The sequence below is a fragment of the Cupriavidus gilardii genome (genome assembly GCF_017598945.1).
Taxonomy (GTDB): domain Bacteria; phylum Pseudomonadota; class Gammaproteobacteria; order Burkholderiales; family Burkholderiaceae; genus Cupriavidus; species Cupriavidus gilardii_E.
In genome coordinates, this window is record NZ_JAGFTW010000045.1 from 205,526 (window position 1) to 219,914 (window position 14,389).

At 67.9% G+C, this 14,389-nt stretch carries 14 protein-coding genes; 9 read left to right on the forward strand and 5 right to left on the reverse strand.

Annotated features, from left to right (window positions below; genetic code table 11):
- Positions 1-4 precede the first annotated feature (4 nt).
- Positions 5-1,288 (reverse strand): amidohydrolase/deacetylase family metallohydrolase, encoded by a 1,284-nt coding sequence (locus tag J5T34_RS16960; protein ID WP_208580977.1) that lies wholly within the window; start codon positions 1,286-1,288, stop codon positions 5-7.
- A 367-nt stretch (positions 1,289-1,655) separates the two neighbouring features.
- Between J5T34_RS16960 and J5T34_RS16965 the strand changes: the two genes are divergently transcribed.
- Positions 1,656-2,174, forward strand: coding sequence for a MarR family winged helix-turn-helix transcriptional regulator (locus J5T34_RS16965; RefSeq protein ID WP_208580979.1), 519 nt, complete (start codon positions 1,656-1,658; stop codon positions 2,172-2,174).
- A gap of 104 nt (positions 2,175-2,278) precedes the next feature.
- Positions 2,279-3,292: an MBL fold metallo-hydrolase gene (locus J5T34_RS16970; RefSeq protein ID WP_208580981.1), complete on the forward strand. Its 1,014-nt coding sequence runs from the start codon at positions 2,279-2,281 to the stop codon at positions 3,290-3,292.
- A 24-nt stretch (positions 3,293-3,316) separates the two neighbouring features.
- On the opposite strand, the gene J5T34_RS16975 is transcribed toward J5T34_RS16970, so the two are convergent.
- Positions 3,317-4,183 (reverse strand): LysR family transcriptional regulator, encoded by an 867-nt coding sequence (locus J5T34_RS16975; protein WP_432207678.1) that lies wholly within the window; start codon positions 4,181-4,183, stop codon positions 3,317-3,319.
- Between the two features lie 124 nt (positions 4,184-4,307).
- Here J5T34_RS16975 and J5T34_RS16980 point away from each other — a divergent pair, with 124 nt between their 5' ends.
- The 7 genes from J5T34_RS16980 (at position 4,308) to J5T34_RS17005 (ending at position 11,432) form a co-directional block, all read left to right on the forward strand.
- Positions 4,308-4,751, forward strand: a complete 444-nt coding sequence (locus tag J5T34_RS16980) for a nucleoside deaminase (RefSeq protein WP_208580983.1) — start codon at positions 4,308-4,310, stop codon at positions 4,749-4,751.
- 5 nt (positions 4,752-4,756) lie between these two features.
- Positions 4,757-6,013 carry a cyanate transporter gene (locus tag J5T34_RS16985; protein ID WP_208580985.1) on the forward strand — a complete coding sequence of 419 codons (1,257 nt, stop codon included), beginning with the start codon at positions 4,757-4,759 and terminating at the stop codon, positions 6,011-6,013.
- Positions 6,014-6,603: 590 nt separating this feature from the next.
- Complete coding sequence (locus tag J5T34_RS24080; RefSeq protein WP_279633789.1) at positions 6,604-6,732, forward strand: hypothetical protein; 129 nt, start codon at positions 6,604-6,606, stop codon at positions 6,730-6,732.
- Between the two features lie 81 nt (positions 6,733-6,813).
- Positions 6,814-7,149 (forward strand): YXWGXW repeat-containing protein, encoded by a 336-nt coding sequence (locus J5T34_RS16990; RefSeq protein ID WP_208580987.1) that lies wholly within the window; start codon positions 6,814-6,816, stop codon positions 7,147-7,149.
- 246 nt (positions 7,150-7,395) lie between these two features.
- Complete coding sequence (locus J5T34_RS16995) at positions 7,396-8,820, forward strand: mannose-1-phosphate guanylyltransferase/mannose-6-phosphate isomerase (protein ID WP_208580990.1); 1,425 nt, start codon at positions 7,396-7,398, stop codon at positions 8,818-8,820.
- Entirely contained in the window at positions 8,807-10,033 is a 1,227-nt protein-coding gene (gene gmd, locus J5T34_RS17000) for a GDP-mannose 4,6-dehydratase (RefSeq protein ID WP_208580992.1), read from the forward strand. The genes J5T34_RS16995 and gmd overlap by 14 nt, the downstream gene beginning before the upstream one ends.
- Positions 10,034-10,139: 106 nt before the next feature.
- Positions 10,140-11,432, forward strand: a complete 1,293-nt coding sequence (locus J5T34_RS17005) for a lipopolysaccharide biosynthesis protein (protein ID WP_208580994.1) — start codon at positions 10,140-10,142, stop codon at positions 11,430-11,432.
- Between the two features lie 121 nt (positions 11,433-11,553).
- Here J5T34_RS17005 and J5T34_RS17010 read toward each other — a convergent pair whose 3' ends face one another.
- The 3 genes from J5T34_RS17010 to J5T34_RS17020 are packed head-to-tail and all read right to left on the reverse strand — an operon-like array spanning position 11,554 to position 14,299.
- Positions 11,554-12,228: an acyltransferase gene (locus J5T34_RS17010; RefSeq protein ID WP_208580996.1), complete on the reverse strand. Its 675-nt coding sequence runs from the start codon at positions 12,226-12,228 to the stop codon at positions 11,554-11,556.
- Positions 12,225-13,028 carry a glycosyltransferase family 2 protein gene (locus J5T34_RS17015; protein ID WP_208580998.1) on the reverse strand — a complete coding sequence of 268 codons (804 nt, stop codon included), beginning with the start codon at positions 13,026-13,028 and terminating at the stop codon, positions 12,225-12,227. Before J5T34_RS17015 ends, J5T34_RS17010 begins: the two co-directional genes overlap by 4 nt.
- Complete coding sequence (locus J5T34_RS17020; RefSeq protein ID WP_208581000.1) at positions 13,025-14,299, reverse strand: hypothetical protein; 1,275 nt, start codon at positions 14,297-14,299, stop codon at positions 13,025-13,027. Before J5T34_RS17020 ends, J5T34_RS17015 begins: the two co-directional genes overlap by 4 nt.
- Between the last annotated feature and the right edge of the window lie 90 nt (positions 14,300-14,389).

Genomic DNA, 14,389 nt, shown 5'->3' on the forward strand with positions numbered 1-14,389 from the left:
CTCCCTACGCGACCTGCGCCACGGGCAGGATCGGCGCGCCGGCGTCGAAGCGCTGTCCGGCGCGCAGGCAGAACGCCGGCTCCAGCATCCGCTCGGCCACCACCTGGGTGCCCTCGTTGTCGGCAAGAACCCAGCGGCCGCGCAGGTCTTCGAGCACCGAGACATTGGCTTCGGCGCCGACGCGCAGCGTGCCCGCGCCATCGTTCAGTCCGGCCATGCGCGCGGCATTGACGGTCGCCATGCGTACCACGTGATCGAGCGGCAGGCCGAGCGCCAGCATGCTGGTCATCGCCGACACCAGGCTGAAGCGGACCCGGCCGAGGAACATATGGTCCTGGTCCGGATGTTCGGCCGGCGTGCCTGCCGGCGCGGGCACGTGCGTGTTGTAGCCATGCATGTCGGCACCGAGCGTATCGGGCACGATGCCGGCCTCCAGCACGGTGCGCGCCATCCGGTAGCTGAAGTGCGAACCGTGGCCGACATCGATCTTCAGGCCGCGCGCGGCCGCTTCGCGCGCCAGCGGGTGCACGGTGCCGTCGCGGTTGACGAAGCCGCCCGGATGGCGGCTGAACGGGTGCGCCAGCACATCGCCGGGCTTGAGCATGTCGACCACCTGCTCGAGGATCGTGTCGGGATCGACTTCGTGCTCGGCGTGACCGGGCATCGGCCACAGCTGGCCGAAGTGGACATAGACCGGCAGTCCGGTCTGACGGCCGATCTCCGCCGAGGCGCGCATCACCTCGACGCCCCAGCGCGCAAACCCGCCGAGTTCGGCGTGGGCCTTGATGCCGCGCACCAGATCGGCATTGGCGAGCGCCGCCTTCACCGTGGCATCGACATCGACACATTCAGGCCGATACAGCTCGGCGTAGTAATGGCCTTCGAGCCCGCCCACCAGATAGGCCGACAGGAAGGCGTAGATCCGGCTGCTGGCCGGCTCGGCGACGTAGTGCCGGAAGCCGGGCAGCGTCATGCAGCTCGCGCCGCCCTGATCGATCAGCGTGGTGACGCCGGACTGCACGCCGCACATGTCCGCGTTCAGGCCGAAGCGCCCGGTCACGTACTGGTACACGTGAGCGTGCGTATCGATCAGGCCCGGCAATACCAGCTTGCCGCGGCAATCGATCACGTCGGCAGCGGCCGCCTCGGCGGGCAACGCCAGCGAACTGTCGCCTATCGCGGCGATGCGCCCGTTGCGGATCCATACGTCGCACACCGCGTCGATGCCGGCGTCCGGATCGATGACGCGGCCCTGCCGTAGAACGATGTCGCGATTGCTTGCAGTCATGCTGGCCTCGTGGGTTGGAAACGCTGCCTGCAAAACGCAAGAACTTTGCCAGTGCGTGCCGGCGTTGGCCCCGGCCTCGCCGCAAACCGTTGCGGCGCAAGGCTTTCCGGTTCTCTGGCCGTTACATTAAATACGGGGTATGCCACTTATCGGGGTCAGTTCGGCATGCGCGACGCTGGTGCCGGCGCACCGCGAACCGGCGTAGACGGACGCCGCCGGCAGCGGGCGTGCCCCTTTGCTGTGCAATACGGGGTATGCCACCTATTCGGCGATAATGGGCCACCGAAGCCCCTCTGGAACGGCTCGTGCTTGACCTGGCGCCAATCTGCCGACGACGCGGAGCCATCGTTTCTGACCACCACACCGCATGACGACCACCAAACGCCCCATCGCCATCAAGACGGAGATCGATGCCGCCCGGCATCGCTCCACGCTGCTCGGACGCCCCGGTTTTCTGATCCGCCGCCTGCATCAGGTTCACTGCTCGCTGTTTCTGGAGGAGACCGAGCCGTTCGGCATCACGCCGGTCCAGTACAGCCTGTTGACCGCGCTGGAGCAGCACGGCGAGCTCGACCAGAACACCGTGGCGCTCGAGGTGGGGCTGGAGCGGACCACGGTCGCCGAGGTCATTCCCCGGCTCGAGACGCGGGGACTGCTGCAGCGGCGGCAAAGCGAGACGGACCGGCGGGTCAAGCTGGTCAAGCTCACCCGCAAGGGCAAGACGCTGGTCAGGAAGATGGAGGCGGCAGTCCAGCGCGCGCACGATCGCACGGTCGACCATTTGCCGCCGGCCGATCGCGAACGGTTCCTGCTCTATCTGATCCGGCTGGTCGAGGCGACCAACGAGCACGGCAGCGTGCCATACCGGCTGCCGGGGGCGGAGTGAGGGTCTGCGGGAAAATGTGACGAGTGATACATTAGCGCCAGCCCGTATTTCGGTCTGTTGTTCTCGTCATTGCGCCAATCACCGTTCTTCGCATGGAGCGCCGCATGAGTTCGTCCCGTTTCGTCTTCCCGCGTCGTTTTCTCCCCCTGGCCCTGGCCGCCGCCTTGTCGTGCGCGGCGCTGACCAGCGTGCCGAGCCACGCGCAAGGCGTGCCGGCGCAGCAGCAGAGCCAGGTGCCCGGCTATTACCGGATGATGCTCGGCGAGTTCGAGATCACCGCGCTGTATGACGGCTATATCGACGTGGACCCGAAGCTGCTGCGCAATACCAGCGCGCGCGAGGTGCAAACCCTGCTGGCGCGCATGTTCGTCGAATCGACCCCGGGCGTACAAACCGCGGTCAACGGGTTCCTGATCCACACCGGCAAGAACCTGGTGCTGATCGACACGGGCGCCGGCGGCTGCTTCGGCCCGACGATGGGCAAGATCGTCGACAACGTGCGCGCGGCCGGCTACGACCCGATGCAGATCGACACGGTGCTGCTGACCCATCTGCATGGCGACCACGCCTGCGGGCTGACGGTCGACGGCAAGCCGGTATTCCCGACCGCCACGGTCTATGCGTCGCAGATGGACGCCGACTACTGGCTGTCGCAGGACATCGCCGACAAGGCCCCGGCCGAGGCGCAGCCCTACTTCAAGATGGCGCGCGATGCGGTGGCGCCCTACCAGGCGGGCGGCCGTTTCCGTACCTTCAAGGCGGGCGACGAGCTCCTGCCGGGCATCGCCTCGGTGGCCGCGTATGGGCACACACCGGGCCATACCGGCTATCTGCTGCGATCGGAAAAGAACGGCAAGGCGCAGAGCCTGCTGGTTTGGGGCGATATCGTGCACAGCCACGCGGTGCAGTTCCGCCGGCCCGACGTGGCGATCGAGTTCGACGTGGACAGCCGCGCGGCGGTACGTACGCGCAAGCGCTTGTTCCACGATGCCGCGCGCAACAAGCTATGGGTCGCCGGCATGCATCTGCCGTTCCCGGGCATCGGCCATGTGCGTGCCGACGGCAACGGCTATACCTGGGTGCCGGTCGAGTACGGGCCGATCCGCACGGACCGCTGATTGCGCCGCCGCTGCCTGCGGCGTTCAGCGCCGCTGGTCGCGTCGCATCGCGGCATCGCACATCGCCTGCAGCCGTGCCGCCATGTCGCGGGCGGGTGCCGACGGCTCCGGCCTGACATGCAGGCTCAGCTCGACCGGCGGCACCGCGCCGATCAGCGTCGGTTCCTCGAGCACGCGGTGCGCGCGCGTGATCACGCGGCGCGGCAGCAGGCTGATGCCCAGGCCATCGGCCACCGCCGAGCTCAGGCTGGCGAGGCTGGCGCTGACGAAGCCGATGCGCCAGCGCCGCCCGCTCGCCTCGATCGCGTGCGTCATCTCGCCGCGATACAACGCGCCGCCGGGGAAGACGGCCAGCGGCACCGGCTCGCGCTCGAAGGCCGGCCGCCGCCTGCTGTCGATCCAGCACAGCGGCTCCGGCCAGCTCGCCAGCCCGGCGGCGCTGCCCTCGCGCTGCTTGATCAGCGTCAGATCGAACTCGCCCTCCTGGAAGCCCTGCCATAGCTCGTGGCTCAGGCCGCTGGTGACCTCGAGCCGCACGCCCGGCCAGGCGTCGGCGAAATCCGCCAGCACCGGCGTCAGCGTCTGCGCCGCGAAGTCTTCCGGCACGCCGAGCCGGATCTCGCCCTGCACCGCGCTGTCGCGGATCAATGCGACGGCTTCTCCCGACAGCTGCAGGATCCGGCGCGCATAGCCGAGCAGGCGTTCGCCTTCGGGCGTCGGCGTGACATAGCGCCCGCCGCGATCCAGCAGCACGCAGCCGCACTGCTCCTCGAGCCGGCGCAATTGCTGGCTGACGGTCGACTGGGTCAGATGGACGCGTTCGGCCGCGCGGGTGAAGCTGCCGCTGTCGGCCACGGCGACGAAGCTGCGCAGCAGCTGGGGATCGAGGATGTCGTTCAACGCAGGTATTTGATTTGTCACTGCGACGCATTCCATCATTTAATTTCCCAATTGCCAAGCGCGCGCGTACAGTCTGCTCCTCTACCCGCAGGCTCTTTTTTCGCGAGGCGTCCCCATGTCCAACCACGAATCCCTGTTGCGCGAGGCCGTGCATCTGGCGCAGGCCAACCGCGCGCGCGGCGGCCGGCCCTTCGGCGCCGTGCTGGCCCGCGACGGCCAGCTGATCGCCACCGGCGTCAACGGCATCGTCCACAGCCACGACCCGACCAGCCACGCCGAAATGGAGGCGATCCGCGCCGCCAGCCGGCGCCTGCAGAGCCCGGATCTGCGCGGCTGCGCGGTCTATGCCAGCGGCCATCCGTGCCCGATGTGCCTGGCGGCGCTGGTGATCAGCGGCGTGCAGGAGGTCTACTACGCGTTCGACAACAACGACGCCGCGCCCTACGGCCTGTCGAGCGAGGCCACCTATCAGGCGTTGCGGTTGACGCTCGATCCGCCGCCGTTGCCGCTGATCCGGCTCGATGTCGGTATCGCCGCCGATGCGGTCTATGGCCGTTGAAATCCATGGCAGTTGAAGTCTTCACCGGCAGGCGCGGCATCGCCGCGCCCGGCTGGGCGCTGGCCGCGATCGTGCTGGCCGGCCTGAACCTGCGTCCCTTCCTGACCGGCATCGGCCCGCTGGCGCCCACCATCAGCGCCGGCACCGGCCTGGACTATCGCGGCATGGCGTGGCTGACGCTGCTGCCGATGGTGCTGATCGGGGTCGGCGCCTGCCTGGCGCCGGCCATGCGCAACTGGCTAGGCGAACGGCGCGCGGTGCTGCTCGCGCTGACGCTGGTCGGCATCGGTTCGCTGTTGCGGCTGGCCTGGCCCGGTGGCGCCGCGCTGATCGCCACCGCGGCGCTGTGCGGCCTCGGCGTGGCCGCCGCGCAAGCCGCGTTGCCGGCCATCATCAAACGGCAGTTCCCGGCCCGGATGGCGATGGTGATGGGCCTCTATTCCGCGGCGCTGATGGCGGGCGGCGCGCTCGGCGCGCAACTGACGCCGTGGATCGCGGGCCTGAGCGGCAGCTGGCATGCGGGGCTGGCGGTGTGGGCGCTGCCGGCGTGGGCCGGGTGGCTGCTGGCGTGGCGGACGCTGCCGCACGACGCGACAGTCGAGCCCGCAGTGGTGGCCAGCCATGTTTCCCAAGCCGGCGCCGACACGAGCCGCCCCACCGCGATCCCCGTGCTGCGCCTGCTGAAACGTCCCCGCACCTGGCTGCTGATGGCCTCGTTCGGCGTGATGAACGGCGGCTATGCGTCGCTGATCGCGTGGCTCGCCGCCTATTACCAGGAACGCGGCTGGAGCGGCCCGGCCTCGGGCAGCCTGATCGCCGTGATGTCGGTCGCGCAGGCGGTGGCCGCGCTGCTGCTGCCGACGCTGGCGGCCCGCAGTCCCGATCGCCGCGCGTGGCTCGCGCTGGCGCTGGCGCTGCAGGCCATCGGCTTCGCGGGCCTGGCCGGATGGCCGGACCTGGCGCCGCTGGCCTGGGCCGTGATCGGCGGCGCCGGACTCGGCGGCTGTTTCTCTCTCTATCTGGTGGTCGCGCTGGACCACCTGCCGCGCCCCGAAGACGCCGCCGCGCTTGGCGCGCTGATGCAGGGCGGCGGCTTCCTGCTGGCCGGCTGCGCGCCATGGCTTGCCGCCGTGCTGCACGACGCCACCGGCAGCTTCGCCGCCGCCTGGTGGTACCACCTCGCCGCGGTGGTGCTGGTGATGCTGGCCACCTCGCGCTTCGATCCGCGCCGGTATCTGGTGGCGATGCCGAGCCGGGTGTGATTGTCGGTTGCGAGGGCGAGAGTGCCATCGCCGCTCAACACCCCGGCCCTCGGCCGGCTTCGCGCGTCACCATCGCAGATCCGATGGCCGTAGTACCGACGCTGAAGTGAGACAAGCCCGGCTTGCGTACCCATTTCTGCGTGCTACCGGCGCAGTACCGAGATGGGCCGTACCCGTTTCTGCGCAAGCCGGCGGGGACTTCCCATCAGGTCTTGATCCCCGGTTCACGATCAGCGCCCTGAACGTCGCCTTGTCGCGCGCGTGAGGCGCTTGAAGGCACATAGTCGAAGCGCACGCCGAGCCTGTCGATGAGTGCAGCGGCGGACAAATGCCCGAGGGCTCCCATCCGTATCCATTTCGGATGTAACGCCGCATTACGTCGACGACATCCCGCGGATGAGGAGCTCGCACCGCCTCATCGATCAACAAGCCTTGTAGCGTAAGGAGATATCCGGATCTCCGCTCGCGAATGGCGGGCCTGCTTCCATGCCACTGCCCTGTGAGAGTGCCTTACAAGTGCAACGGCCGCCGCAGCGTCGGCGCCGCTACATTGCAGCCATGTTCAACGCGCCCTGCAAAGGAGCTCACAGATGAAACGAACCCAACGAACGCTCGCCATGCTCGTGCTGCTGTCCGCCACCGCCGCCATGCTGTCGGCCTGCATCGTGGTCCCCCATGGACACGGACACGGGCATCACCATCGCCATCACCGTTATTGACGACGGATCGGAATGCATTCGCGCCGATGCGTGAAAGCAATGCAGCAACACCAAGCCAGTTTCCAGCAGCAGGAGTACCTCATGACCCGTCCTCTGATTCTCGCGCTCGCCACGCTCGCCGCCGGTTCGGCCTTCGGTTTCATGTCGCCGGCCCAGGCGTACGACGGCCCACGCTACGACCGCGACCATGGCTACCGGCGCGATGCACCCCCGCCGCCGCGTCATGAGGCGCCACGCGCCGCACGCCGGGGACAGGTGTGGGTGCCGGGCTACTGGCGTGCAGCCGGTCCGCGCTATGTGTGGCAACCGGGCCATTGGGAACGCGCACGCCCCGGCTACCGGTATGTGCCCGAACGCTGGGTGCAGGGACCGCGTGGCTGGGTGATGCGGCCGGGTCATTGGGTTCGATTCCGGTAAGTCGCCGTGCATTGCCTGTCGCTTTCGATGACGCGACTGTCGCCGGGCTGAACCCGGTCAACCCTTCCTTCACCCCACAGGGCCGGCCACTGCGCCGGCCCTTTGTCATTGCGGCAGCACGTGCGGTGCGATGCCGCGAACCTGTGTTGCCTATCAAACATTGCTGCGGCACAGCGGTCGATACACTTGCCCTCACAGTTTCACCCTATCGCATCGGTACGCACGCAGCGGCCGATTGGAGGTGTCATGGCAAGCGAGAATCGAATCGTACCGGTCGTACTGTGCGGCGGCACGGGATCGAGGTTATGGCCGCTGTCGCGCGACGGCCATCCGAAGCAGTTTCTGCGTCTGCTGGGCGAGCATACGTTGCTGCAGGACACGCTGCTGCGCGTGCGCGGCATCGAGGGTGTCGGCGCGCCGATCCTGGTCAGCAATGAAGCGCATCGCTTCGTCGTCGCCGAACAGGCACGCGAAATCGGCTGCGAGCCGGCGGCGATCCTGCTCGAACCGCATGCGCGCAACACCGCGCCGGCGGCCGCGGTCGCTGCGCTGAAGGCCCAGGCCGGCGGCGACGATCCGATCCTGCTGGTGCTGCCGTCGGACCATCTGGTGCGCGACCACGACGCCTTCGCGCGCTCGGTCGCCGCAGCCAGCGCGGCCGCCGCCGCCGGCGCGGTCGCCACGCTGGGCGTGGTGCCGACCTTCCCGGCAACGGGCTACGGCTATATCAAGGCGGTGCCGACCAACGACGGCGCGCTGATGACCGTCAAACGCTTCGTCGAGAAGCCCTCGCTGGAGCAGGCCACCGACTTCCTGGGCGAAGGCAATTGCTATTGGAACAGCGGCATGTTCCTGTTTCGCGCGTCGGTCTATCTCGATGCGCTGCGCCAGTTCGCGCCCGACATCCTGCGTGCCGCCGAACAGGCAGTGGCACGCGGCAAATCCGATCTGGATTTCTGCCGGCTCGACGCCGACGCCTTCGGCGCGTGCCCGTCCGACTCGATCGACTATGCGGTGATGGAGCATCTGCGCGACGGGCGCATGGCGCCGCTGGCCGCCGACTGGAGCGATATCGGCTCGTGGGACGCGGTATGGAAGGCGGCCGACAAGACCGATGGCAACAACGCGGCGGTCGGCAATGTGGTCACGCACGGCGCGCGCGATTGCCTCGTGCATGCCTCGCACCGGATGGTGGCGGTGGCGGGGCTGGAAAACGTGATCGTGGTGGAGACGCCCGACGTCGTGCTGGTCGTCCACAAGGACCATGCGCAGGACGTCAAGCAGCTGGTCGAAACGCTGCGCGCGCAAGGGCGCCCCGAGGCCACGCAGCATCGACAGGTCTACCGGCCCTGGGGCTCGTACGACAGCGTCGACCACGGCCAGCGCTATCAGGTCAAACGGATCAGCGTCAAACCCGGCGCCAAGCTGTCGCTGCAGAAGCACCACCACCGCGCCGAGCATTGGGTGGTGGTGTCCGGCACCGCGCGCGTGCGCCGCGGCGACGTCGAATTCCTGCTGACCGAGGATCAGTCCACCTATATCCCGATCGGCGAAACCCACAGTCTGGAAAATCCCGGCCGGATCCCGCTCGAACTGATCGAGATCCAGTCCGGCTCGTACCTTGGCGAAGACGACATCATCAGGATGGCAGATATTTATGGGCGCACTTGACCTGCAACCGCTCGGCCCGCTGGCGGCCGGCGATCTCGAACTCCAGCCGCAGCAGCACGACGATGCGGCGGCCGGCAGCGGCGCACGCCGCAAGCGTGCGCTGATCACCGGCATCACCGGCCAGGACGGCGCCTATCTGTGCGAACTGCTGCTTGCCAAGGGCTACGAGGTCCATGGCATCAAGCGGCGCAGCTCGCTGTTCAATACCGAACGCATCGACCATCTGTACCAGGATCCGCAGGCGCCGGACCGCCGGCTGATCCTGCACCATGGCGACATGACGGACACCGCAAGCATGGTGCGCGTGGTGCAGCAATCGCAGCCGGACGAGATCTACAACCTGGCCGCGCAAAGCCACGTGCAGGTGTCGTTCGAAGAGCCCGAATACACGGCCAATACCGATGCGCTCGGTACGCTGCGGCTGCTCGAGGCGATCCGCATCCTCGGCCTGGAGAGGACCACGCGCTTCTACCAGGCCTCCACCTCCGAGCTGTACGGCCTGGTGCAGGAGATTCCGCAGAAGGAGACCACGCCGTTCTATCCGCGCAGCCCGTACGCGGCCGCCAAGCTCTACGCCTACTGGATCACGGTGAACTACCGCGAGGCCTACGGCATGTATGCGTGCAACGGCATCCTGTTCAATCACGAGAGCCCGCTGCGCGGCGAGACCTTCGTGACGCGCAAGATCACGCGCGCCATCGCGCGGATCGCGCTCGGCCTGCAGGACACGCTGCACCTGGGCAACCTGTCGTCGCTGCGGGACTGGGGCCATGCGCGCGACTACGTACAGATGCAGTGGATGATGCTGCAGCAGGAAGCGCCCGAGGACTTCGTCATCGCCACCGGCGAGCAGCACAGCGTGCGCGAGTTCGTGCAGCGTGCCGCCGCCGAGCTCGGCATCACGGTGCGCTTCGAAGGCAGCGGCGTCGACGAGATCGGCGTGATCGCCGCGATCGACAACGGCCGTCAGCAACTGGCGCCAGGCCGCAAGGTCGGCGACGTGATCGTGCGGGTCGATCCGCGCTACTTCCGTCCGACCGAGGTCGACACGCTGCTGGGCGACCCCACCCGGGCACGCGAGCGGCTGGGCTGGTCGCCGACCACCAGCTTCGACGAACTGGTGCGCGAGATGATCGCCGCCGACTACGCGGCGGCGCGGCGCGATGCGCTGTGCAAGCTGGCGGGCTTCCGTGCCTACGATCATCACGAATGACGAGGCGCCATGCAGCAACGCATGAAGGCATGAACGCATGAAATGACGGCCCCGGCCTGCTGCGGCGGCGGGGCCGCAAACACAAGAGGCGAGCGTGGAGCGGATATTGCGCGGAATCGGCGCCAATGCGCTGGGCCAGGCGGTCACCATCGTGACGCAGCTGCTCAGCGTGCCGATGTTCCTGGCGGCATGGGGTCCGGAGCGCTATGGCACCTGGCTGATGGTGATCGCGGTGCCGGTCTATCTGGGGCTGGCCGACCTGGGCTTCACCGGCGTGGCGGTCAACCGCATCAATATGAGCATCGCCGCCGGCAATCAGCGCGCCGCGGTGGTGTGCTACCAATCGGCGCTGGTGCTGCTGCTGTTGATCGGCGCCGTGCTGGCGGGCGTCGCGATGCTGCTGGGCGCGGCCTTCGGCAGCGCGATCCAGGGCTGGACCGGACTGGCGGGCGGCGCCGCGGTGCTGGCGATGCTGATGATCGCGATCCAGGTCTCCACCTATATGCTGGCGCTGCTGTCGCACGGCGTGTTCTGGAGCGCGGGCCGCTACGCCGAGGCCACCATGTGGTTCAACCTGTTCCGCCTGCTCGAGTTCGGCGCGCTGGCGGCCGGCGTGCTGCTGTTCGATGGCGGCTTCCTGCTGCTGCTGACGCTGCTGGCGATCGTTCGCGTGCTGCTGGTGATCGTGATGTACCGGCGCATGATGACCTTCGCGCAATGGGCGCGCGCCGGCGTCTCGGCGTTCTCGCGCGCCGAACTGCGCGAGATGCTGCTACCCGCGCTGGCGCTCAATGCCTTCCCGATCGGCAACGCCCTCAATATGCAGGGCATGGTGCTGTGCGCCGGCTTCATCTTCGGGCCGGCGTTCGTCGCCTATTTCAGCGCGATGCGCACCTTGTCGCGCATTCCCTACCAGCTGGGCCAGCTGATCAGCCAGGCGCTGTCGCCCGAGATCGGCCGGCTCTACGGCCAGCGCAACGCCACCGCGCTGCGCGCGTTGTTCCGCCATGCGCTGACCGCTTCCGTGGGATTGGCCAGCGCCTGCGGCGTCTTTCTGTACATCGCCGGCGAATGGATCTGCCAGCTGTGGACGCACGGCAAGATCGCGCCGATCCATCCGGACTACAGCTGGCTGCTGGCGGCCGCGGTGGTCAACTCGCTGTGGCACACGGCATCGGTGATGGTGACCTCGACCAACAATCATGCGCGGCTGTCGCTGGTGTATCTGGGCGCCAATATCGCCGGGCTGCTGATCGCGGTGGTGGGCGGCAAGCTGTTCGGGCAGCCGGCCGTCTCGTTCGGCGTGCTGGCCACCGAGCTGCTGATCCTGCTGGTGCTGCTGCCGCAGATCCACGGCTTTGCGCGGCACGGACTGGCGGGCGCGCTGGTCAAGCCGTGACGGCATCGGGCCGACCGCTCGCCATGCCGATCGGCTGATCGGCTGATCGGCCGAATGCAAAACGGCGCGGCTTCGCTGGCCGCGCCGTCTTCTGCGCCGTTGGTCGACCCGGCGCAAGCGGTCAGACGATATACCCTTCCTCCCGCTGGAAATACGCCAGGTCCTCGGGCAGCTCCTGCACCGCCTTGGCCGGGCAGCCGCCGTACAGCATGTGCGGCGCCGCCATGCTGCGATTGAGCACCGCGCCGGCGGCCAGCACGCTGTAGTCCGGCAGCGCCGCGCCAGGCAGCAGGATCGAGCCGGTGCCGACGAAGCAATAGGCGCCGATCGTCACGGGCGCGCAGCGCTGGCGCGACTCGCGGATCGACACGCTGTGCGTCAGGAACTGGCTGCGATAGCCGGCCACCGTCGAATAGGCGCCGACCGTGATGGTGTCCGTGCAGTCGAGGATATGGCGCGAAGTGATCGCGGCATGCCGCCCGATCACCAGCGCGGGATCGCGGCCGGCGGCATCGCGAAAGTGCGGCGAATCGGTGAGCCCCTGCGGAAATCCCGACACCCAGTTCAGGCTGCCGAGAATGGCATGCTCGCCCAGGCTGAGCCGGCGGATGCCCTTGACCAGCGTCAGATGGGCGATGCGCGAGTGCGGCCCCATCTCGAGCTCGTCGCACAGCACCAGCGACCAGCCGATGCGCGCGGTGGGATCGATGCGCGCGCCGCAGAAGCGGTTCAGCAGCCGCCGGCGCAGCGGCCATGGCAGGCCGATGGAGACGGCCGCCAGCACTTTCCTGATCATGACTGCCTCCCGAACACGGGGCCGCGTACCACGCGTTCATAGGTCGCGCGCGGATTGGTCAGATGCTTGGTGACGCGGAAGTACGCCGATGCCAGATCGTCGTACGGGCGCCGTTCGCGCCCCAGAATCTTGCGGAACATGCGCTGCTCGAACTGGCGATGCGCCTCCACCAGCCTCGCCGAACCGGTGATCGACTCGGCGTAGACGCGGTAGCAGCTGAGGAAGTCGGGCACATTGCGAAAGGTCGCCCCGGCCAGCGCCATGTCGATCACCAGTTCGCCATCCCAGTTCGAGCGGTTCTCGACATTGAAGCCGCCGACCGCGCGATAGGTCTCGGCGCGGAAGAAGGTCGACGGCTGGATCGCGATGCTGGCGCCATAGGCGGCGCGGCGCAGGCCGAAGCGGTCCGAGTACACGCGCCGCACCAGCGCGCCCTCGCCATCGATCACGTAGCCGTTGCCGCAGATCACGTCGCACGACGGATAGCGGCGGAAGTACGCGGCTACCTTGGCGAACGCCTCGGGCAGGAACAGATCGTCGGAGTTCAGATAGCAGAAGATCTCGCCGGTGGCCGCCGCGAAGCCCTTGTTCAGGCCGTCGGCCGGACCGTTGTCGGGTTCGAGGATGCAGCGATCGATCGAGCCCGCATGGCGCGCGATGATGTCGCGGCTGCCATCGGTCGATCCGGGGTCGACCACGATGTATTCGAGCTCGCAACCGCGCTGGCCCGTGACAGAGCGGATCGCCTGCTCCAGATACCGCGCCTGGTTGAACGAGACCGTGACGACGCTGAATTTCATCGCACGCTCCGCAGCGGCTGACGATAGCCGTTGGCATGGTGCCAGGCGAACAGCATGCCGAGGAACAGCGCCGACTCCCAGCGGTGATCGGCCGAGAACGGCGAGAAGAACACGTCCCAGACGAACTGTGCGGTGCCTACGTAGAAGAAGATCGGCATCGTAGGCATGTTGCGCACGAACAGCCAGAGCGTGCGCGCCAGCATGCAGATCCAGTACAGGCCGCCGACGATGCCGCTCCAGATCAGCGCGCCCATCAGGAAGGAGTGTGCGGGAATCAGCGTGTCGTCGGTGACGACGATCTTGTCGTCCAGCGCGGCGCCCATCTGGTACACCAGCACGCTGTAGGCGTCCTGGTAGCCGTTGCGGTCGACCGCCCACGAGCCATGACCGAGCAGCGGCGCATCGAGGAAGGCGCGCACCGAGATCAGGATCTCCGAGCGGCCGCCGAACAGGATGCCCAGCTCGCTGGTCGCCTGCACGGTGTACTTGTGCGCCGCCTCGGGAGTCAGGAAGCTGAAGTCCGAGGCGTGCGCGAAGATCATCGAGAACAGCGCGTTGAGCGCCGCGATCACCAGCACCAGCACGCCGAACAGCAGCGGAATGCCGCCGCGCGTATGGGTGAGGCTGCGCACCCAGGCCACCACCGAGCTGCGGCGCATCAGATAGATCGCCAGCGCCAGCAGCGGCAGACCGGCCGCGCTGCGGAAGTCGAACACCACGGACACCGCGCAATAGGCCAGGATGCACAGCGCGATGCGCAGCGCCCCGGCGCGCACCATCGACAGATAGCACAGCAGCAGCATCAGCACCGGCATGGCGTAGCCCCATTTCCAGGGGTTGTAGAGCATCTCCTCGGTGGGGGCGCGGCTGAGGTTGACGATCTCGCTGAGCGCGGCGCCGATCAGGAAATACCAGATCCGCTTCGGGCTGCCCTGGCTGAAGTGCGTGCCGATCGCAAACACCGTCAGGAAGAACACGCCGGGGGCGAGCACCCCCTTGATCGACGACGTCAGCGGCGTAGCATTGGACAGGTCCGACAGCGCCTGCGCGAAGGCCCACATCAGCGTCAGGCCAAGGAACGACGCATAGCCGCGCTCGATCCGCAGCGTCGACAGCGCGGCCAGGCCGTAGGCCGCCGCGATGAACTCGCCGATATACACTTCGCCGATCACATTGACCTTGATCGCGCACAGTGCGCCCAGCCCGAGGTACAGCAGCATCGCCGAATGGCTGGTGCGGGCGCCGATCGGCAGGGTCGAGGTGGTTTGCATGGTGTGGCCGCCTTCAGAGTCGGTGAGCGGGTATGCCGTGCGGGCCGATCGCCGGACCGGGAGACCGCAACCGCGAAGCCACGGACCCGC

Bases quoted from the DNA above. Each gene is read 5' to 3' on its own strand.
- J5T34_RS17015 (WP_208580998.1), bottom strand. From the start codon at position 13,028: ATGAAATTCAGCGTCGTCACGGTCTCGTTCAACCAGGCGCGGTATCTG.
- J5T34_RS16990 (WP_208580987.1), top strand. From the start codon at position 6,814: ATGACCCGTCCTCTGATTCTCGCGCTCGCCACGCTCGCCGCCGGTTCG.
- J5T34_RS16985 (WP_208580985.1), top strand. From the start codon at position 4,757: ATGGCAGTTGAAGTCTTCACCGGCAGGCGCGGCATCGCCGCGCCCGGC.
- gmd (WP_208580992.1), top strand. From the start codon at position 8,807: ATGGGCGCACTTGACCTGCAACCGCTCGGCCCGCTGGCGGCCGGCGAT.
- J5T34_RS16965 (WP_208580979.1), top strand. From the start codon at position 1,656: ATGACGACCACCAAACGCCCCATCGCCATCAAGACGGAGATCGATGCC.
- J5T34_RS24080 (WP_279633789.1), top strand. From the start codon at position 6,604: ATGAAACGAACCCAACGAACGCTCGCCATGCTCGTGCTGCTGTCCGCC.
- J5T34_RS17020 (WP_208581000.1), bottom strand. From the start codon at position 14,299: ATGCAAACCACCTCGACCCTGCCGATCGGCGCCCGCACCAGCCATTCG.
- J5T34_RS17010 (WP_208580996.1), bottom strand. From the start codon at position 12,228: ATGATCAGGAAAGTGCTGGCGGCCGTCTCCATCGGCCTGCCATGGCCG.
- J5T34_RS16960 (WP_208580977.1), bottom strand. From the start codon at position 1,288: ATGACTGCAAGCAATCGCGACATCGTTCTACGGCAGGGCCGCGTCATC.
- J5T34_RS16995 (WP_208580990.1), top strand. From the start codon at position 7,396: ATGGCAAGCGAGAATCGAATCGTACCGGTCGTACTGTGCGGCGGCACG.
- J5T34_RS16980 (WP_208580983.1), top strand. From the start codon at position 4,308: ATGTCCAACCACGAATCCCTGTTGCGCGAGGCCGTGCATCTGGCGCAG.
- J5T34_RS16970 (WP_208580981.1), top strand. From the start codon at position 2,279: ATGAGTTCGTCCCGTTTCGTCTTCCCGCGTCGTTTTCTCCCCCTGGCC.